The organism is Terrihabitans soli (genome assembly GCF_014191545.1).
Taxonomy (GTDB): Bacteria; Pseudomonadota; Alphaproteobacteria; order Rhizobiales; family Methylopilaceae; genus Flaviflagellibacter; species Flaviflagellibacter soli.
Map to the genome: position 1 here is coordinate 89,164 of NZ_AP023361.1, position 16,405 is coordinate 105,568.

The window sequence follows — 16,405 nt, forward strand, 5'->3', positions numbered from 1 at the left end:
TGAGGTTCTCATTCCATAACCGGGCAGCAGAACGCAAGATTCCGGCCGGGATTTAGTAAAGCCATAGCAGAAGATCACGCCGACGTCGCGCGGCGGCAGGCCGCGCACTCCCCGGCGATCTCGACGAACTGTCCCCGGGCAGCAAACCCCGCCCGGCCGGCGACATCGGCCAGATGCTTTCCGAGCTCATCGCCAGAAGCCTCCGCGGCCGCACCGCACTTTTCACATAAGAGGAAAACTACGACATCAGCATGGCCATGCGCATGGTCGCAGGCGACAAAGGCGTTGCGGGACTCGATCCTATGCGCAAGTCCTTGACCCAAAAGGAAATCCAGCGCCCGGTAGACGGTAATAGGAGCCGGCCTTCGGCCGCCTTCGGCCGAGATATGCTCAATTAGATCATAAGCCCCGAGGGGTTGCGGGCTGGCCGCCAGAAGCTTCAGCACCTCGGCCCGCATGGGGGTCAGGCGCTCGCCCCGCTCGGCGCACAGCCGTTCGGCCCGCTCCAGGGCGGAACCGTGCCCATGGTCGTGGTCGTGCTTATGGTCGTGGGAATGCTGATGGGCCACGGCCGATATGTAACAATATTCACCCGAGTTTCCAGTTAACCGGGCGATTAAGCTCCCGCGCGGCCTTGCCGCGCAGGCGATTAACCCCTGGCAGCAATCGCCGCGCAGCCGGTCAGGGCCGGGGTCTTGGCGGTGATAAGGACGGTCGGAATGGTCGCGACCAGCTGCTCATGGGGCTTTTTCGCCGCGAACTCGGTCCGGAATTTCTGAATGTCCAAGAGATCCAGAACCTTGGGCAGAACGCCGCCGCCGATATAGACGCCGCCGCGCGCCACATAGGTCAGCGCCATATCGCCGGAAAAGCGGGCGAGCGCCGAGAAGAACAGGTCCATCACCTCGCGGGCGCGTTTTTCGCCTTTGCGCGCGGCGTCGGAAATCTCAGCTCCATCGCGGTGCTTCACCTCTTCGCCGTTCAGTTCGGCGATCGCCATGTCGAGCCTCTCAATGCCCTCGCCCGAAACCACCTGCTCGGCCGAGACGCGGCCGAAATTCCTGCGGATGATGGCGAAGACGGCCGCTTCCCGGTCGCCCTGATCGGCAAATTCGATATGGCCGGCCTCGCTCGGCACGACGAGCCATTGGCGTTCTTTGTAGACGAGCCCGGCGACGCCGAGCCCGGTGCCGGGCCCGAGCACGACCTTGGTGGCGTCCGGCCGCGGATGGCCCGGCCCGAGCGGCTTCAACTCATCGAGATAAGGCAGCGCCTCGGCCAGAGCCGCGAAATCGTTGACGACCTCGACGCGGGAGAGATTGCAGGCCTTGGCCAGTTCCTCCGGCTTGAACGACCAGCCGCGCCGGTTGGTCAGATGCACCACCCCGTCTTTGACCGGACCTGCAATGGCGAGCACGGCGCGGTTCGCGTCGTGGCCCACCTCTTTCAGATAGTTCGGAATGGCTTCGTGCAGCCCGGCAAAGCCGTCGTTCGAATAATTCTTGATGTTGAGCGGGGCGAGTTCGCCGGCGCGCACCAGGCCGAAGCGGGAATTTGTGCCGCCGATATCGGCGACGAGAACAAGATCGGGAGGAGCCATGGGAGAAGCCTAACAGCGGGTGATGTGCCGTCCAACGCTTTCAACCGCCAAAGGGATGCGTTAGCGAGGCAGGATGAACGATGAGGATATCCTAACTCGTGTGCTGTTCCGCGACGCGCTGATGCTGGTGCTCGACAAGCCGGCGGGGATCGCCGTCCATGCCGGCGGCGCGGTGCGCGGCCCGACGCTCGACAGCTATTTCGATGCGCTGCGCTATGGCCTGCCCCGCCGTCCCGAACTCGCCCACAGGCTCGACCGCGAAACCTCGGGCTGTCTTGTGCTGGGCCGCCACCGCAAATCGATCGCCGATCTCAATTTAATGTTCCGCGAGGGCAATGTCGGCAAAATCTATCTTGCCGTCGTCGAAGGCGGGCCGGATTCTGGGGAGGGCGAGATCGATCTGCCGATCGGGCCGAAGGACAAAGAGCGCGGCTGGCACCAGAAGGTCGATCTCGAAAAAGGCCTCCCGGCGCGCACGGGCTACAAAGTGCTCGGCCGTGCCGATGGAAAGTCGCTTGTTGAATTGAACCTCCACACCGGCCGCACGCATCAGCTTCGCGTCCATATGGCGGCGCTCGGCTGCCCGATCCTCGGCGACCGGATCTACGGGAACGAAGGAGGCGCGCTGCATCTTCATTCCTGGCGCGTCAGTGTTCCGCTCTATCCAAAGAAAGACCCGATCCGGGTCGAAGCGCCGCTGCCGGCTCATTTTGTAAGCACCTTGAACGAGTTGAAAATTCCGGTGGGCGGAATCGAGGTTTCGCGCGTTTAGAAGCGTCCTTCCTGCGCGCGGAAAGCTTGATGTCGGTTCTTGTTCTTCTCAACGCCAAAGCCGGCGCCCTCAATACGGGCGCCGTCACCGATGCGATTGAAGTGGTCGAGGCGGCGTTTCGCGATGCCGGGCGCACAGCGAGCGTCGAACTCGTCGAACCGGAAGATATGGATGCGCGGCTTGAGCAGGCGGCCCGCTCCACCTGCAATATCGTCATTGTCGGCGGCGGCGATGGCACATTCAGCCACGCACTCGCCAAACTGTCGGGTAGCGGCAAAGTGCTTGGCCTTCTGCCGCTCGGTACGATGAATTTGATGGGCCGCGACCTTTATCCGGCGATCGGCGATCTTGCCGCGAACGCTGCGGCGCTGGCGAAGGGCGAGATCCGCAAACTCGATCTGGCCCGTATCAACGGGCGGCCGTTTCACACGCTCTGCGGCCTCGGCTATTTCGCCCGCGTGGCGCGCGAGCGTGAACAGACGCGCTTCAATTTTCCCGGTGGGCGCGTCGTCAGCGTTCTCGTCTCGGTCTGGCGCTCGGTGACGAAAGCCGGGCGCACGCGCCTCGATATTCTGGCCGACGACCGCCGTATCCGAACGCGCGCCTATGCAACGCTCGTTACCGCCAACCGCATCGGTGAAGACTGGCGCCGCGCGCAGCTCGACGAAGGCCTGCTCGAGCTTCACCTAATGCGCGCATCGCACTTCTCCGGCCGCGCCAAAGCGGGGCTCGAGTTGTTGTCCGGGCGCTGGCGCGAGGGCGACACGATTGAAAATATCTCGGCGCGGCGCGTCGAAATCCGCAGCGAGCGGCCGCGCATGTGGATCGCCGTCGATGGAGAGCTCAGGCGCGAAGACACGCCTTTGGTGTTCGAGATCGAGCGGCAGGCGGTGCCGATGCTGCTGCCGCGGCGTTCAGATGAAACTCAAACGTAACTACGATCCGAACTCGACGCGTCCGGGCGAGGCTTGCGTTTCGCTCTTCATCGGCATTTCGATCAGAACAACATCGTCGCTCGGCGTGGTCAGCGTTGCGCTGATCTGGGTGCGATAGGCCGAGACGAGGCGCGCCGCAAGCCCGGTCGACGGCACGGTATCGGCGATCTTCTCGCTCGATACCTCGATGTGAACGATGGAGGGCTCAGGCCGCACGATCTTCACCGCGATCGGCGAATTCTCGGAATCGACGCGTTCCATCGAGGCCGACAGGATTTCAGAAACAAGAAGGCCGAGCGGCACCGCCTGATCGAGATCGAGCCAGACCGCCTCATCCCCCGCCTCGATGCGTATGGCCGGCGCGGCAACGCCGAAGCTCTGGCGAAGCTGGCCGGAAATATCGCGCAGGAGTTCCGATGTCGAGACAAGACCGATCTCGCCGGTCGCATAGGATGCCTTATAGGCCGCGGCCATGGCCAGCACGCGGTCTTCCGGCACGCGCAGCAGAGTGCGCAAACGCTGCGGCAGTTCGCGCCGTTGCAGCGCAAGCAGGCTGGCGATCATCTGAAAATTGTTTTTCACGCGATGATGCAGTTCGCGCAGAAGACCGTTTTTACCGTCGAGCGCTTCTTCGGCGGCGACGGAACGGTCGCGAATACGTTCGGCCATATGGTTGATGGCGGTGCCGAGTTCGGCGAGCTCCAGCGGCGCCTTTTCGAGGCCGGCGATGCGCGGTGAGTAATCGCCGCGGCCATAGGAGCCGGCGACCTGGCGAAAGCGTGTGATCCAGCGCAGGACAAGATGATCGACGCCGCTGAACACCGCGAAGATGCCGAGCAGCAGCATCAAAAGTGGCGCCGCAATGGCCGCCGAGAAACGCATCCAGTCCGTCGCCGTAATGACGCTGAGAGGCGTTGCCAGGACAACGCTCGACAGCGTGCCGCGGACCGGCGCGACGGCATAGTGAAAATCGGCGCCTTCACGCGTCAGGAAATTGATGCCCATCGCGCCTTCATCGCGTCCGCCGACGGGCAGCGGCTCGGAGGGCCGCCAGTCCTGTTTGCCCTTGATGAACTCAGAGACAACGACGCCATTGCCGCGGATGAGCGCCAGCGCACCGATTTCGGATTCATCGGGCTCGGTCGGCAGAAAGATATTGTCGAAGATGTTGCGGCGCAGGAGCAGCGCAATCGCCCGCCGCTCGCCGCTCGGTGCGTTGAAGGCGCGCGCCAGAGGCACGGTCTCGTCACCGACGGGAATGGTTTCCGGCAAGAACACCGCATCGCCCACATCCTCGGTGTTGCGGATGGCGCGCGTGAACGAGGATTGGCTCTCTTCGGAGATTTTCGTTTCGCCGGCGGAGCAAATGATTTTGCCGTCGGTTCCGGCGACCAGAATGCCGGTATATTCGTCGCGCTGGCTGAGCGCCCGTTCGAGCTGGGCGCGGCAGTCGCGGCTGCCGGAGGCGACGGCGAGATTGGCGGCCAGCGTGTCCGCGACGCCCTCAGCGATGCCGAGCGTTAGCCCCGCGCGCGTGGCGATGAGTTCAGCGCGCTGAATAATGCTGTGCTCGCGCTGCTCCGTTTCGGCGTCGCGGCCGATGACGGTGGCCCCAATCGCGAGAGCCGCGGCGGGCAGATTTGCCAGCACAAGCAGAAGCGCAAGGCGGCTCCTTAGACTGCTCGGCACATTTCCTCTTTCAGCCGCCGGATCAGCTCGAGGATCCGCCGGGAGTCGTTATCATCGCCGCCTGAAGATCTGGATCGGGACCGAATTCGGATGAGGTTTGTACCGACAGGGAACGCGTCAGCGCGCTACGGGCGCGGTTGACGCGGCTCTTGATGGTGCCGACCGCGACCTCGCAGATCTCGGCTGCTTCTTCGTAAGAGAAGCCAGACGCGCCGACGAGAATCAAGGCCTCGCGCTGGTCCGGGGGAAGTTTCGACAGGGCTTCGCGAAAGTCCTGCAGGTCCATATGGCCGCTCTGCGACGGGTGGACGACGAGCCGGGCCGAAAACATGCCGTCGGCGTCCTGGACTTCGCGGCGGCGTTTGCGGTGCTCGGAATAGTAGACATTGCGCAGGATGGTGAACATCCAGGCGCGCATATTCGTGCCTTCGGTGAACGAACCGAGATTGGACCACGCTTTAACGAGCGCCTCCTGAACGAGGTCGTCGGCCTTGTCCATCTGTCCGCACAGGGAGACGGCAAAGGCGCGCAAGCTCGGAATCTGGGCGAGCAGTTCGTCGCGTACCGACGCGCTCGCTTCCGGCTTCGCCCGTTTGACGGGTGGGGTTGCGGTCATTTTTTACCGCCTTTGGCCCCGGCGTCGCCGCCCTCTTTCGCCTCAAGCTGGGAGAGGAGGTCCCGAAATCGATCCGGCACATCCTGGCTGAGGATATCGTCGTAGGACGCCTTCAGATGGCGCCCAATATGAGCCTGCAGTTCGGAATCGATCTCCGGACCCTGGTCGATCTGACTTTGGTCTGTCACCGATGGGTCCTTAACTGTACTCGGCTTATCCGGCCGTTTTTGCATGACACCTTGCCCCTTCGCACCCTCAACACATATCGAATGGGCGCGAGCCATCCCGTCAAAACGCCGAAATTTGAAACTTGTTCCGGCAGCCTTGGAAACTTTTTGGCTCGCGCTGCGTTTGTGGGCTTGATACCGTCGCGGCCACGCGACGAACAGGGGGTTAATTCCTATATGCAGATCGCGCCGATTATTGCCGCTCAGCTTCCCTTTCTACGTCGTTATGCCCGCGCCCTGACCGGCAGCCAGCTCTCCGGCGATGCCTATGTGGCAGCCGCCCTGGAGACTTTGGTCGCCGACCCGTCGCTGTTTCCGACCGATATCGAGCCGCGCGTTGCGGTCTATGAGGTCTTCACGCGCATCTGGTCGTCGGTCCGGGTCAATATGGAGAGCGCCGATCCCGGCGGTCTTTCCGGCAACCGGACCCTCGAGGCGCTTGCGCCCCGCTCACGCCAGGTCTTCCTCCTCGTGTCCGTCGAGGGCTTTTCGACCTCCGACACCGCGCGCATTCTCGGCATTTCCGAGGATGAGGTGACGCAGGCGATCGACGAGACGGGCCGCGAACTTGCCGGCCTTGTCGCCACCGATGTTCTCATCATCGAGGACGAGCCGATCATCGCCATGGATCTCGAAGCTTTGGTCGAAAGCCTCGGCCATCGCGTCGCGGGTGTCGCGCGCACGCAGAAGGAAGCCGTTGCGCTCGCCAGCAAAAGCCAGCCGGGACTCGTTCTGGCCGATATCCAGCTCGCCGACGGCTCGTCGGGTCTCGATGCGGTGAACGATATCCTCAACGAGTTCGAAGTGCCGGTGATCTTCATCACCGCCTATCCGGAACGTCTGCTCACGGGCGAACGCCCCGAGCCGGTGTTCCTGATCTCGAAGCCGTTCCAGACGCAGACCGTGAAAGCGATCGTCAGCCAGGCGCTGTTCTTCGGCACGCGCGCCCATAAGCGCCCGGCCCGCGCCACGGCCTGATTTCCTTTTTCTCACGCACACACAAAAACGCCGGGCGATGAGCCCGGCGTTTTCTTTAGAGACGTGCCGTTGTTACGGAGCAGCCGGAGCGGGGGTCGCAGCCGAAGCGCCCGATTTCAGCGAAACCTTCGGCTCGGCGGGCGTGCCGGAGATTTCGAGATCCGAGAAGGCGACTTCCTGAACCTTGTTGCCAAGGCCAAGCGATCCCTTGTCGATCAATGCGGCTGCGGCCTTATCGCCTTCGAAGCGGATGTCGGAGATCGAGGCCTTGTCCTCGTCCGCGCCGACCTTTGCGCCGACGAGATAGGAGACGGGCCACAATTCCGAACCGCTCGGAGCGGCGGCGGTTTCAGCCGGGGCGGGCGCCGTCGCGTTCGGCGCCGCTGCATCGCTCGTCGAGGCGCGACCGGTCTCAGCTTCCGGATAGGTGTATTCCGGGACGCCTTCCAGCGCAGCGGTGTTCAGCTCGGCGATCTTGGCCTTGCCGTCGACGAGTTCCGGCAGAGCCGAGACTTCGTACTGACGATAAGTCTTGCCGATGCCGACAATACCGCCATGCGAGATCACGAGAGATTTCAGCTGGCCGCTCGAGTCGAGCAGAAGGTCGGCGACGCTGCCGACCGATTCATCGTTCTCGCCGATGACTTCGGCACCCTTGATGTTCGAAAACAGATTGGGATCGGCCTTGACCGACGGATCCACAACAGCCCCGCTGCCCGGTGCGGCAGGCGCTTCGGCGGCCGGCGGCATGGCCGGATCGGCCGGAGCAGGCGAAGTCTGTGCGGCGGCGATGCCGACAAATGCCGTCAGCGCGGCGCCCGACAGAAGAAGACGTTTGAGCATAAGTCCCTCCAAGAGATGGTTTTCGGGCAGGCCAGCGGGTTGGCGTGAAAAGCCTGCCTTCTGTGAGACCAACGCACGTCACAGGGGATGGTTCGCCGGAAAATGTTCGCTGTGCTGTCATAGTCGGACCCTCCCGCACAAAGGAATCGTATGCTCGGATTGACGCTGCGGAATGCGGGACTTAAAGCCGGATGCGTCCGCGCGGGGAACATATGACAAACGTTCTAGCCATCGTTTTGCCGGTCTTCGGCCTGATCGCGATCGGATTTGCGGCCGCGAAATTAAAGCTGATCACCGAGCGCGCAGGCGATGGTCTTGCCGATTATGTGTTTGCGCTGGCGGTGCCGGCGCTGATTTTCCGCACGCTGTCGGAAAGCAAAGTGCCGCTCACCGATAGTCCCTGGGGTTATTGGGTCAGCTATTTCGCGGCGGCCGCGGTTGCCTGGGGCATCGGTATGATCTTCGCGCGGCGCGTCTTCTCGCGCGATGCGCGGGAGTCCGTCATTCACGGCTTCTGCTCGGCGCAGTCGAACACGGTCTTTCTCGGCATTCCGCTCATCCTGCAGGCTTATGGCGATGCTGGCGCCGTGCCGCTCTTTCTTCTGCTGGCCGTGCATCTGCCGCTGATGATGGGCGCGGCCAGTATCATGATCGAAAGCGCGGATGCGGGAGATGCCGGTTTCCGTTTCGGGCCGTTCATCAAGACGCTCGCAACGCATCCCATTCTTCTTGCGCTGTTTGCCGGCGTTCTGGCGCAGATCGTCGGCGTGCGGGCGCCTGAATCGCTCAAGCCCATTCTCGACGGGCTGTCGGCCTCCGCCTCGCCGGTCGCGCTGGTGGCGATGGGGCTTGCGTTGTCGCGCTACGGTTTCAGCGCCGATCCGAAAGCCGCAACCGTCTCAGCGGTGCTGAAGCTCATGCTTCATCCGCTGCTCGTCTTCGTCTTTGCACATTTTGTGTTTGCGCTCGATCCGGTTTTTACCGGCGTCGGCGTTCTGTTCGCCGCCCTGCCCTCCGGCATCAACGGCTATCTCCTTGCTGTGCGCTACCGCACGGGCGAGCGTTTCGCGTCGAGCGCCATTGCGGTATCGACCGCGCTTTCCGTTGTGACAGTCGCGGTCTGGCTCGTTATCCTCGGCGTGTAAGGTTTCAGATTCCGATCAGCTTTCGGATATCGGCGGGCGCCTTGCCGTTCGAGCGCAGGGTTCTCAAACTTTCCGCGCCCTCGCTCTTCGACAGTTTCTTGCCGGCCTTGTCGAGAATGAGCCGGTGATGGCGATAGACCGGCGCTCTCAGGTCGAGCAGCGTCTGCAGCACGCGGTGCACGCTCGTTGCGTGGTAGAGATCCTTGCCGCGCACGACATGCGAAACGTTCTGCGCGTCGTCGTCGATGACGACGGCCAGATGATAGCTCGTACGCACATCGCGGCGTGCGAGGACGACATCGCCCCAGGCGGTAGGGTCGGCCTCGATCTCCTTCGCTTTGCCGTCCGGTCCGATCTCCGTCCAGGTCAGCGGGCGGCCGATCTCCGCCAGCGCTTTCTGCATATTCAGGCGCAGCACATAAGGATCGCCGTTGCGGATGTGGCGGGCCCGGTCTCCGGCCGACAATTCGCGGCAGGTGCCGGGATAGATCGGTGCGCCGTCCGGATCGACGGCGGCTCCCTTGGGTAGCGCTGCCTTCACCGCGCCGCGGCTGCAGAAGCAGGGAAAGAGCAGCCCGCGCCGGTTCAACTCGTCCAGCGCCTTTTCATGTGTGCCGAGATGTTCGGACTGGCGCCGGACGGGCTTTTCCCAATCGAGGCCGAGCCAGGCGAGATCGTCGAGAATCTGTGCCTCAAAGCTCGGCAGGGAGCGGCCGGGGTCGATATCCTCGATGCGCACCAGAAAGCGCCCGTCGGCCTCGCGTGCGAGATCGCGGTTCAGGAGCGCCGACAAAGCATGGCCGAGATGGAGCTGGCCATTAGGGCTGGGCGCGAAACGGAACACGGGTCTGGACATCTTGCTCTCAAGTCTCGGTCATGCTGCCTGAACGCCAGATGAAGGCGAAAACCAAAAAATTGAAGAGGCTTCCACCGGCTATTAAGAGTCCGCGGGGCCTGGAGGCGCATCTCGACGCACTCTGCGCCATCGCCCCGGAATTTAAGGGCATCAGGGTCGCGACGGGGGTGTTCTCGCTGCGCTGGCTGCAGCCCGGCTATGCCGGCCTTGTCTGGGTGGTCATGGGCCAGCAGATCTCGGTCGCTGCCGCCAAGGCGATCATGGCGCGGCTCGAGGCCCTGCTCGGCACGGTCACGCCGCAGGCCGTGCTCAAGGTCTCGGACGAGGATCTTCGCGCCGCCGGGCTGTCGCGCCAGAAGATCGCGACGCTGCGCGAATCGGCCATGGCGGTGAAAAAGGGGCTCGATCTCGAGGCGCTAAAGGGCGTGGAAGCCGAGGAGGCGGTCGCCACGCTCTGCGCCGTCAAAGGCATCGGGCGCTGGACGGCCGAGGTCTATCTTCTTTTTGCGCTCGGCCATCCCGATATATTCCCCGCCGGCGATCTTGCTCTGCAGGAAAGCGCCCGGCTCGCCTTCGATCTCGATGCCCGGCCGAAGGAAAAGGAGCTTTTGTCGCGTGCGGAGGCCTGGCGGCCCCATCGCGCGGCAGCGGCCCGTTTGCTATGGGCATATTACCGTGTCGCGCGCTCCGGCCGTGACGCAACTCCGGTGTAACGTCATGCGAATTCTCTTTGCGTTTCTGGTGGTTCTGGGCACCGCCCTGCCCGTCATCAATCCCGCCTTTGCAAATGACGATCCGGAGCTTCTGTTCAAGAAGTCGACGGTGTTCCGCCTCCTCTCGCCCGACGCCAAGCTCGCGGTCTATGCGATCGACGATCCGCTGGTCGACGGCGTCGCTTGCCATTTCACGCTGCCGGAAATCGGCGGCTGGAAGGGCTGGGCGGGTTTTGCCGAAGAGCGTTCGGAGACCTCGATCTCCTGCCGCCAGATCGGGCCCGTCAGCTTCAAGGGCAAGTTCGAGCAGGGCGACGAGGCCTTCCGCGAGCGGCGTTCGCTGTTCTTCAAGAAGGTGCAGATCGTCCGCGGCTGCGACGCCAAGCGCAATACGCTCGTCTATCTCATCTATTCCGACCGCGTGATCGAAGGCTCGCCGCAGAATTCGACCTCGTCCGTGCCGATCATGCCCTGGGGCGATGCGTCCGCCCCGCGCTGCGAAGAATTCCTGGAGAAGTAATAATGGCCCCCAATAACGGTCTGGATGGACCCCGCCTCCCCGCCGCCTCCGGCAAAGCCAAATCGCTCGTCATCTTCCTGCACGGATATGGCGCCGACGGCCACGATCTGATCGGCCTCGGAAATGAATGGCAGCGGGCTTTGCCCGACACCGAATTCGTCTCGCCGCATGCGCCCGAACCGCTCCCGCAGAGCCCGTCCGGCCGTCAGTGGTGGGATCTGAACGTCCGCTCCGACGCCGAGCGCTGGGCGGGGCTGAACCGCTCCGGCCCCGGCCTCGATGCCTTCATCACGGCAGAGCTGGAGCGGACCGGCCTTCCGGCCGGAAAGCTTGCGCTGGTCGGCTTTTCGCAAGGCACGATGATGGCCCTGCATGTCGGCCTCCGCCGACCGCAAGCCCTTGCCGGGATTATCGGATATTCCGGCATTCTGGCCGGGGCCGAGCATCTGAAGGGCGAGATCAAAAGCCGCCCTCCCGTTTTCCTGGCCCATGGGACCATGGATCAGGTCATCCCGGTCGATGCGCTGGTGTCGAGTGTCGAGGCCTTGGCCGAAAATGAGGTCCCGCGGTCCTGGCATGTTGCCCATGGCATGGCCCATGGGATCGACCGGACGGGCCTGTCGCTCGGAGCCGAATTCCTGCAGAAACGCCTCAGCTAGAAAAATCACTGGGGGCACCCACAAAATGTTGATGCTTCACAAGCGTGACACATGAAAATATACAGTGTGTCCCAGTGATGGGTCTGGGCGCCGGGTCAGGGACGGTGCCGGTTCTGCCGGAGCGTTTTTGTGAACGTTCATGTTTCCCCTGATGCCTGCCCCGCGCTGGTTCTGAACGCGGATTACCGGCCGCTGTCCTATTACCCGCTGTCGCTGTGGTGCTGGCAGGACGCGATCAAGGCGATCTTCCTCGATCGCGTGAACGTGCTCTCGACCTATGAGAAGACCGTGCATTCGCCGAGCTTCGAAATGAAGCTGCCTTCGGTCGTCTGCCTCAAAAGCTATATCAAGCCGGCGCGCAATCCCGCTTTCACGCGGTTCAACGTTTTCCTGCGCGACCGTTTCACCTGCCAGTATTGCGGCTCGCGCGACGATCTCACTTTCGATCATCTCATCCCGCGCTCGAAAGGCGGCATGACGACCTGGGACAATGTCGTTACCGCCTGCTCGCCCTGCAATCTGCAGAAGGGCGGAATGCTGGCGCATCATTGCGGCATGCAGCCGGCGCAGCATCCGTTCCAGCCGTCCATACAGGACCTGCATCAGAACGGGCGCATGTTCCCGCCCAACTATCTGCACGATAGCTGGCTCGACTTTCTCTACTGGGATACCGAGCTCGAACCGTAAGAGCGGTTACGCCTTCTTGCGCGCGCCGATCAGCGAGATCGCCGCAAGCCCCGCGCAGATCACCATGCTCCAGCCGGCGAAGCTGAAGCCAAGAAAACGCCAGCTCGCCTGATCGCACGGCACGATGCGTTGCGTCTGCAAATCCTGAATGAGATTGCCGCCGCCGAGCGTGGCGGCACCCTCGCCGCAGCTTGCGGGTCCCGCCCAGAACTTCCATTCAATACCGGCGTGATAAAGGCCGAACGCTGCGTTCGCCGCGAAGATCAGCGCGATCAGAAGAAGAAGCTTGCGGCAATTGGTGACCGCGGCGACGAGCGCCAGCGGAATGCCGATATAGTAGGCCCAGCGCTGCAACAGGCACAGATGGCAGGGCGCATAGCCGAGCGCATACTGAAAATAGAGCGCCGCACCGAGCGCAGCAGTCGCACCGAGCGCGACGAGCAAAGCTGCGGAGCGAGTCTGAAGCGGCATCATCAGGCGAGATACTTCACGGCGACAAAGCCCGCGACAAGAATCACAAGGAACAGGACCATCACAAGTTCGAGACGCTTTTCGATGAAGGCGCGGATCGGCTCGCCATAAGCCTTGAGCAAGCCCGCGATCAGGAAGAAGCGTGCGCCGCGCGTGATCAGCGACAGAAGCACGAACCAGAAAAAGTCATAGCCGAACACGCCCGAGGTGATGGTGACGAGCTTGTAGGGAATGGGCGTCAGGCCCTTCACGAGAATGACCCAGTCGCCATACTGCTGATACCAGGCGCGCGCCTCTTCAAACCGGTCGCCATAGCCGTAGAGTCCGAGCAGCCACTGGCCGAGGCTCTCATAAAGAAATGCGCCGATCGCATAGCCGAGAATGCCGCCGAGCACCGAGGTGATCGTGCACCAGGCGGCGATCTGAAACGCCTTGTCGCGATTGGCAAGGACGATCGGGACGAGGACGACGTCCGGCGGAATAGGAAAGAACGAGCTTTCGGCGAAGGAAATGGCGCCCATGGCCGGGATGGCATGGCGTCCTTCGGCAAAGCGCATGGTCCAATTGTAGAGCGGGCGAAGCATTCGGGGCGTCCGGTGAGGGCGCCGGTCTAGCCGCTATCTCATGCTCCGTCCATGTGGCCTTCGGTCAGCCGAGCGCGACCTTGGCGACCTTGTCCTTGTATTCCTTCTTCGGATCGGCCCCGAGCAGCATTTTCACGCCGGCGAACAGGCTGTTCTCGTTCAGCCAGATTTCGGCATGTTCGGGCGAAAAGCGAAGAAGTTGAAGATTGGGGTCTGTTTTGCCGCCCTTGAACCAGGCGGCGACATAGGGGTTCCACAGTCGCTCGATGGTCAGCGCGTCGTCGTCGGGCTTCAGCTCACCATGCACGCAGGCGAAGAGATCGTGATCCTTCGACGAGTAATGCAGGACGGCACGGCCGCCGCGGCCCATGGATTTGACGAGGCCGTTGTCTTTGGCGGTGAAAAACCAGATAGGCGATGAATCGCCGAGATCATCGTCCAGCTGCGCCGTCATCGGCTGGGCATGCCCGTCTTCCTTGCCGACAAGGCCGAGCATGACGGTCATGTCGGATTTCAGGTGTTTCCAGAATTTGGCTTCGAGTTCGGCTTCCTTGGCCATGGCGCGCCTCCGTTTCTGAACGAACGGACACCGGACCCGGGCGTTCCCGGGGTTCGGCAGAAAAAGGCTCAGCGCCAGCGCCTCGCCCGGGACGTATAGAGCGTTTGGCCGTCTTTCTCCTCGAAGCGGGCGATGACCGTCACATAGTCGCCGGAGGCTTCAACCGGCATATGGGTAAAAACGGCAAGCTCGGGCGGAATGGTCTGAAGGACCGGCGCCTCGCCCAGCCAGGCGGGCAGGTGTTGGAGCCAGGCTTCGAAGACCTCCGTCCGCCCGGCATCGAACAGGCGGGCAATCACCATTTCGCGCGCATCGTCACGCATCGTTTTGCCTCCTGTTTTCACTGTATGTACATGCCTTGTGGCGCGGCGATGAAGAGGTGCGGTTCGGCCCCGGAACGCCCGCCGGAGACACCCCTCCCGGTGCGAATTTTCGAGGTCGAGAAGGGCCTGTTACGAGCCGAAAACGCCGCCCGGCGGCCGGACGAGCCCGGCATGCCGGAGGGGCGTAAGCACCCGAGACAGGATACCCACAGGGGGTGTCAAAGTTTCGACGTTAACGAAAAAGATCATATATTTCCGTTGGATAGCAGGGTGTCATTAGCAATATGAGGGTTCCTCACATTTGCTGTATGTGATAATTCCTCATATTGTCACTGTCAATCGGGCTGGTTTTGTCATGTCCATCACCCACGAACTTCCTCCGCGCACCCAGCTTGGGATGCGCCGCGTACCGAGCCAGAAACGGGCTCAGGAACGCGTCGAGCGCATTCTGTCGATTGCGACCGATCTGATCGCCGATCGCGGCATCGACGGCGTCACGATGAGCGATGTTGCGGAGCAGTCGGGCGTGTCCATCGGCTCGCTCTACCAGTACTTCCCCGACAAGCTGGCCATCGTCTCGAGCCTTGCCGAGCGCTACAACGCCGAAGGCCAGGCCTGCGTTGCCGCCGAACTTGCCAATGTACGTACATCATCGGATCTTCGTCCGGCGCTGATGCGCATCGTCGACGGCTATTACGACATGTATCTGATCCTGCCGGCCATGCGCGCCATCTGGCAGGCGACGCAGGCCGATCCTGCACTCCAGGCCATCGATGCCGAGGACTGCGATGCGCACGGCAAAATGCTGGCCGAGACGCTGTCGCGGCTTGACCCGGACGGAAACCCCATCCGCCAGAATCTTCTTGCCGCGCTTCTGATGCAGCTTGTCGCCGCTGCGGTGCGCCACGCCATTTCGCTGGAGCCGGGCGAGGGGCAGGCCTCGATCACGCTGTTCAAGGACATGCTGCCCAAGGACATCCTTCGCCTCCGGCTCGCGTGAGCGAGCAACAAAGGCTTTTCCTCGCGTGACGGACGAGAAGCACGCTTTGCGCCGCACGGTTCTTGCGGTCGGCACAATCAATCTTTCCTATTTCGGCGTCGAATTTGCGGTCGCGCTGACCATCGGCTCGGTCGCGCTCTTTGCCGACAGCGTCGATTTTCTTGAAGATGCGTCGGTCAATTTCCTGATCGTGGTTGCGCTGGGCTGGACGGCAAGGAACCGCGCGCGGCTTGGAATGGCGCTTGCCGCCATTCTCCTTGTTCCCGGCATCGCCACGCTCTGGACGGCCTGGGAGAAGTTCAACCTGCCGGTCGCGCCCGATCCCGTGCCGCTGACGCTGGCGGGCCTTGGCGCACTTGCCGTCAATGTTTTCTGCGCCTTTCTTCTCGCGCGCTACCGCCATCACAGCGGCAGTTTGACGAAAGCGGCGTTCCTTTCGGCGCGTAACGACGCTTTGGCCAATATCGCCATTATCGGCGCCGGGCTCGTTACGGCCTTTTTCTGGCTCTCCGCCTGGCCCGATCTCATCGTCGGGCTTGCCATCGCGGTGATGAATCTCGATGCGGCGGCCGATGTCTTCCAGGCGGCCCGCAAGGAGCACGCCGAGGCTTAAATGAAGCCCCGGCTTGAGATGAAGCTCGGACCCCGCTAGAGAGATCGCCCTGCCGGGCTCGCGGGTGTGGCGGAATTGGTAGACGCAGGGGACTCAAAATCCCCCGTTCGCAAGAATATGTCGGTTCGAGTCCGACCACCCGCACCAGAGGCCTGAAAGCTCACTCCTTGCTGAGCTTGTCGCGCAATTTCTGCTCATGCGCGGCGATTTCCGGCGTCACAGCCTCGCCGAAATCCGCGATCTCATAGAACGGGCGGATTTCGAGTTCGCTCGGACCCGGCATCGGGTTGGGGCAACGTTTGGCCCAGGACACGGCCTCGTCCATGTCCTTCACATTCCAGATCCAGTAACCGGCAACGAGTTCGTTCGGGTTGGGGAAGGGGCCGTCGATCACTTTGCGGTCAGGCCCGCTGAATGCGATTCGCTTGGCATGGCTCGTCGGCTTCAATCCGTCGCCGTCCACCATGATGCCGGCATTGACCAGCTCTTCGTTGAACTTGCCCATGGCCTCGAACATCGCCGTCATCTCTTCCGTCGGCGGCGGGCCGGTTTCGCTGTCTTCCGTGGCCTTTACAAAAACCATCACACGCATGGTTTATCTCCCTTGAGTTTCGT

Annotated in this window: 22 protein-coding genes and 1 tRNA gene; 11 read left to right on the forward strand and 12 right to left on the reverse strand. The window is 62.5% G+C overall.

Annotation, left to right across the window (positions count from 1 at the left end):
* Positions 1 to 74 precede the first annotated feature (74 nt).
* Together IZ6_RS00480 and glk are read right to left on the reverse strand one after the other, a co-directional pair.
* Positions 75 to 569: a transcriptional repressor gene (locus tag IZ6_RS00480; protein ID WP_222876080.1), complete on the reverse strand. Its 495-nt coding sequence runs from the start codon at positions 567 to 569 to the stop codon at positions 75 to 77.
* An 80-nt stretch (positions 570 to 649) separates the two neighbouring features.
* Entirely contained in the window at positions 650 to 1,600 is a 951-nt protein-coding gene (gene glk, locus IZ6_RS00485; RefSeq protein WP_222876081.1) for a glucokinase, read from the reverse strand.
* A gap of 73 nt (positions 1,601 to 1,673) precedes the next feature.
* On the opposite strand from glk, the gene IZ6_RS00490 reads away from it, so the two are divergent.
* Positions 1,674 to 2,372 (forward strand): RluA family pseudouridine synthase, encoded by a 699-nt coding sequence (locus IZ6_RS00490; RefSeq protein ID WP_222876082.1) that lies wholly within the window; start codon positions 1,674 to 1,676, stop codon positions 2,370 to 2,372.
* A gap of 29 nt (positions 2,373 to 2,401) precedes the next feature.
* Entirely contained in the window at positions 2,402 to 3,307 is a 906-nt protein-coding gene (locus IZ6_RS00495; RefSeq protein ID WP_222876083.1) for a diacylglycerol/lipid kinase family protein, read from the forward strand.
* Here the strand turns inward: IZ6_RS00495 and IZ6_RS00500 are convergent, their stop codons facing one another.
* From IZ6_RS00500 to IZ6_RS00510, 3 genes are read right to left on the reverse strand one after another with little or no spacing between them, the layout of a single operon-like run.
* Positions 3,308 to 4,996, reverse strand: a complete 1,689-nt coding sequence (locus IZ6_RS00500) for a sensor histidine kinase (protein ID WP_222876084.1) — start codon at positions 4,994 to 4,996, stop codon at positions 3,308 to 3,310.
* Between the two features lie 22 nt (positions 4,997 to 5,018).
* Entirely contained in the window at positions 5,019 to 5,612 is a 594-nt protein-coding gene (locus IZ6_RS00505) for a sigma-70 family RNA polymerase sigma factor (protein ID WP_222876085.1), read from the reverse strand.
* Positions 5,609 to 5,800: a NepR family anti-sigma factor gene (locus IZ6_RS00510; protein WP_225873951.1), complete on the reverse strand. Its 192-nt coding sequence runs from the start codon at positions 5,798 to 5,800 to the stop codon at positions 5,609 to 5,611. Before IZ6_RS00510 ends, IZ6_RS00505 begins: the two co-directional genes overlap by 4 nt.
* A gap of 216 nt (positions 5,801 to 6,016) precedes the next feature.
* Between IZ6_RS00510 and IZ6_RS00515 the strand changes: the two genes are divergently transcribed.
* Entirely contained in the window at positions 6,017 to 6,817 is an 801-nt protein-coding gene (locus IZ6_RS00515) for a response regulator (RefSeq protein ID WP_222876087.1), read from the forward strand.
* Between the two features lie 72 nt (positions 6,818 to 6,889).
* Here the strand turns inward: IZ6_RS00515 and IZ6_RS00520 are convergent, their stop codons facing one another.
* Positions 6,890 to 7,660, reverse strand: coding sequence for a PRC-barrel domain-containing protein (locus IZ6_RS00520; RefSeq protein ID WP_222876088.1), 771 nt, complete (start codon positions 7,658 to 7,660; stop codon positions 6,890 to 6,892).
* Positions 7,661 to 7,872: 212 nt separating this feature from the next.
* On the opposite strand from IZ6_RS00520, the gene IZ6_RS00525 reads away from it, so the two are divergent.
* Positions 7,873 to 8,805 carry an AEC family transporter gene (locus tag IZ6_RS00525; protein ID WP_222876089.1) on the forward strand — a complete coding sequence of 311 codons (933 nt, stop codon included), beginning with the start codon at positions 7,873 to 7,875 and terminating at the stop codon, positions 8,803 to 8,805.
* Between the two features lie 4 nt (positions 8,806 to 8,809).
* Here IZ6_RS00525 and gluQRS read toward each other — a convergent pair whose 3' ends face one another.
* Positions 8,810 to 9,661 carry a tRNA glutamyl-Q(34) synthetase GluQRS gene (gene gluQRS / locus IZ6_RS00530; protein WP_222876090.1) on the reverse strand — a complete coding sequence of 284 codons (852 nt, stop codon included), beginning with the start codon at positions 9,659 to 9,661 and terminating at the stop codon, positions 8,810 to 8,812.
* A 167-nt stretch (positions 9,662 to 9,828) separates the two neighbouring features.
* Between gluQRS and IZ6_RS00535 the strand changes: the two genes are divergently transcribed.
* The 4 genes from IZ6_RS00535 to IZ6_RS00550 all read left to right on the forward strand — a co-directional run bounded on the left by IZ6_RS00535 (position 9,829) and on the right by IZ6_RS00550 (position 12,240).
* Positions 9,829 to 10,374, forward strand: a complete 546-nt coding sequence (locus IZ6_RS00535) for a DNA-3-methyladenine glycosylase family protein (RefSeq protein WP_225873952.1) — start codon at positions 9,829 to 9,831, stop codon at positions 10,372 to 10,374.
* A gap of 4 nt (positions 10,375 to 10,378) precedes the next feature.
* Complete coding sequence (locus IZ6_RS00540) at positions 10,379 to 10,894, forward strand: CreA family protein (RefSeq protein ID WP_222876091.1); 516 nt, start codon at positions 10,379 to 10,381, stop codon at positions 10,892 to 10,894.
* 2 nt (positions 10,895 to 10,896) lie between these two features.
* Positions 10,897 to 11,553 carry an alpha/beta hydrolase gene (locus tag IZ6_RS00545; RefSeq protein ID WP_222876092.1) on the forward strand — a complete coding sequence of 219 codons (657 nt, stop codon included), beginning with the start codon at positions 10,897 to 10,899 and terminating at the stop codon, positions 11,551 to 11,553.
* A gap of 129 nt (positions 11,554 to 11,682) precedes the next feature.
* Entirely contained in the window at positions 11,683 to 12,240 is a 558-nt protein-coding gene (locus IZ6_RS00550) for an HNH endonuclease (protein WP_222876093.1), read from the forward strand.
* Positions 12,241 to 12,246: 6 nt separating this feature from the next.
* Here IZ6_RS00550 and IZ6_RS00555 read toward each other — a convergent pair whose 3' ends face one another.
* From IZ6_RS00555 to IZ6_RS00570, 4 genes are all read right to left on the reverse strand, one after another.
* Positions 12,247 to 12,714 carry a disulfide bond formation protein B gene (locus IZ6_RS00555; protein ID WP_222876094.1) on the reverse strand — a complete coding sequence of 156 codons (468 nt, stop codon included), beginning with the start codon at positions 12,712 to 12,714 and terminating at the stop codon, positions 12,247 to 12,249.
* Entirely contained in the window at positions 12,714 to 13,295 is a 582-nt protein-coding gene (locus tag IZ6_RS00560) for a YqaA family protein (protein WP_222876095.1), read from the reverse strand. The genes IZ6_RS00555 and IZ6_RS00560 overlap by 1 nt, the downstream gene beginning before the upstream one ends.
* Positions 13,296 to 13,359: 64 nt before the next feature.
* A complete protein-coding gene (locus tag IZ6_RS00565) occupies positions 13,360 to 13,854 on the reverse strand; it encodes a pyridoxamine 5'-phosphate oxidase family protein (protein ID WP_222876096.1) in 495 nt (164 codons plus the stop codon).
* Between the two features lie 68 nt (positions 13,855 to 13,922).
* Positions 13,923 to 14,177: an SRPBCC family protein gene (locus IZ6_RS00570; protein ID WP_222876097.1), complete on the reverse strand. Its 255-nt coding sequence runs from the start codon at positions 14,175 to 14,177 to the stop codon at positions 13,923 to 13,925.
* 355 nt (positions 14,178 to 14,532) lie between these two features.
* Between IZ6_RS00570 and IZ6_RS00575 the strand changes: the two genes are divergently transcribed.
* The 3 genes from IZ6_RS00575 to IZ6_RS00585 all read left to right on the forward strand — a co-directional run bounded on the left by IZ6_RS00575 (position 14,533) and on the right by IZ6_RS00585 (position 15,937).
* Positions 14,533 to 15,177 carry a TetR/AcrR family transcriptional regulator gene (locus IZ6_RS00575; RefSeq protein WP_222876098.1) on the forward strand — a complete coding sequence of 215 codons (645 nt, stop codon included), beginning with the start codon at positions 14,533 to 14,535 and terminating at the stop codon, positions 15,175 to 15,177.
* Positions 15,178 to 15,202: 25 nt separating this feature from the next.
* Complete coding sequence (locus IZ6_RS00580) at positions 15,203 to 15,790, forward strand: cation efflux transmembrane domain-containing protein (protein ID WP_225873953.1); 588 nt, start codon at positions 15,203 to 15,205, stop codon at positions 15,788 to 15,790.
* Positions 15,791 to 15,850: 60 nt separating this feature from the next.
* Positions 15,851 to 15,937 (forward strand) — tRNA-Leu (locus tag IZ6_RS00585).
* 13 nt (positions 15,938 to 15,950) lie between these two features.
* Here the strand turns inward: IZ6_RS00585 and IZ6_RS00590 are convergent.
* Positions 15,951 to 16,382, reverse strand: a complete 432-nt coding sequence (locus IZ6_RS00590) for a YciI family protein (protein WP_222876099.1) — start codon at positions 16,380 to 16,382, stop codon at positions 15,951 to 15,953.
* Positions 16,383 to 16,405: the final 23 nt, after the last annotated feature.

Excerpts from the sequence above, each read along its gene's own strand:
- IZ6_RS00520 (WP_222876088.1), bottom strand. The coding sequence starts at position 7,660 with ATGCTCAAACGTCTTCTTCTGTCGGGCGCCGCGCTGACGGCATTTGTC.
- IZ6_RS00505 (WP_222876085.1), bottom strand. The coding sequence starts at position 5,612 with ATGACCGCAACCCCACCCGTCAAACGGGCGAAGCCGGAAGCGAGCGCG.
- IZ6_RS00545 (WP_222876092.1), top strand. The coding sequence starts at position 10,897 with ATGGCCCCCAATAACGGTCTGGATGGACCCCGCCTCCCCGCCGCCTCC.
- IZ6_RS00540 (WP_222876091.1), top strand. The coding sequence starts at position 10,379 with ATGCGAATTCTCTTTGCGTTTCTGGTGGTTCTGGGCACCGCCCTGCCC.
- IZ6_RS00490 (WP_222876082.1), top strand. The coding sequence starts at position 1,674 with ATGAACGATGAGGATATCCTAACTCGTGTGCTGTTCCGCGACGCGCTG.
- IZ6_RS00590 (WP_222876099.1), bottom strand. The coding sequence starts at position 16,382 with ATGCGTGTGATGGTTTTTGTAAAGGCCACGGAAGACAGCGAAACCGGC.
- gluQRS (WP_222876090.1), bottom strand. The coding sequence starts at position 9,661 with ATGTCCAGACCCGTGTTCCGTTTCGCGCCCAGCCCTAATGGCCAGCTC.
- IZ6_RS00565 (WP_222876096.1), bottom strand. The coding sequence starts at position 13,854 with ATGGCCAAGGAAGCCGAACTCGAAGCCAAATTCTGGAAACACCTGAAA.
- IZ6_RS00560 (WP_222876095.1), bottom strand. The coding sequence starts at position 13,295 with ATGCTTCGCCCGCTCTACAATTGGACCATGCGCTTTGCCGAAGGACGC.
- IZ6_RS00575 (WP_222876098.1), top strand. The coding sequence starts at position 14,533 with ATGTCCATCACCCACGAACTTCCTCCGCGCACCCAGCTTGGGATGCGC.
- IZ6_RS00495 (WP_222876083.1), top strand. The coding sequence starts at position 2,402 with ATGTCGGTTCTTGTTCTTCTCAACGCCAAAGCCGGCGCCCTCAATACG.
- IZ6_RS00570 (WP_222876097.1), bottom strand. The coding sequence starts at position 14,177 with ATGCGTGACGATGCGCGCGAAATGGTGATTGCCCGCCTGTTCGATGCC.
- IZ6_RS00555 (WP_222876094.1), bottom strand. The coding sequence starts at position 12,714 with ATGATGCCGCTTCAGACTCGCTCCGCAGCTTTGCTCGTCGCGCTCGGT.
- IZ6_RS00515 (WP_222876087.1), top strand. The coding sequence starts at position 6,017 with ATGCAGATCGCGCCGATTATTGCCGCTCAGCTTCCCTTTCTACGTCGT.
- glk (WP_222876081.1), bottom strand. The coding sequence starts at position 1,600 with ATGGCTCCTCCCGATCTTGTTCTCGTCGCCGATATCGGCGGCACAAAT.
- IZ6_RS00525 (WP_222876089.1), top strand. The coding sequence starts at position 7,873 with ATGACAAACGTTCTAGCCATCGTTTTGCCGGTCTTCGGCCTGATCGCG.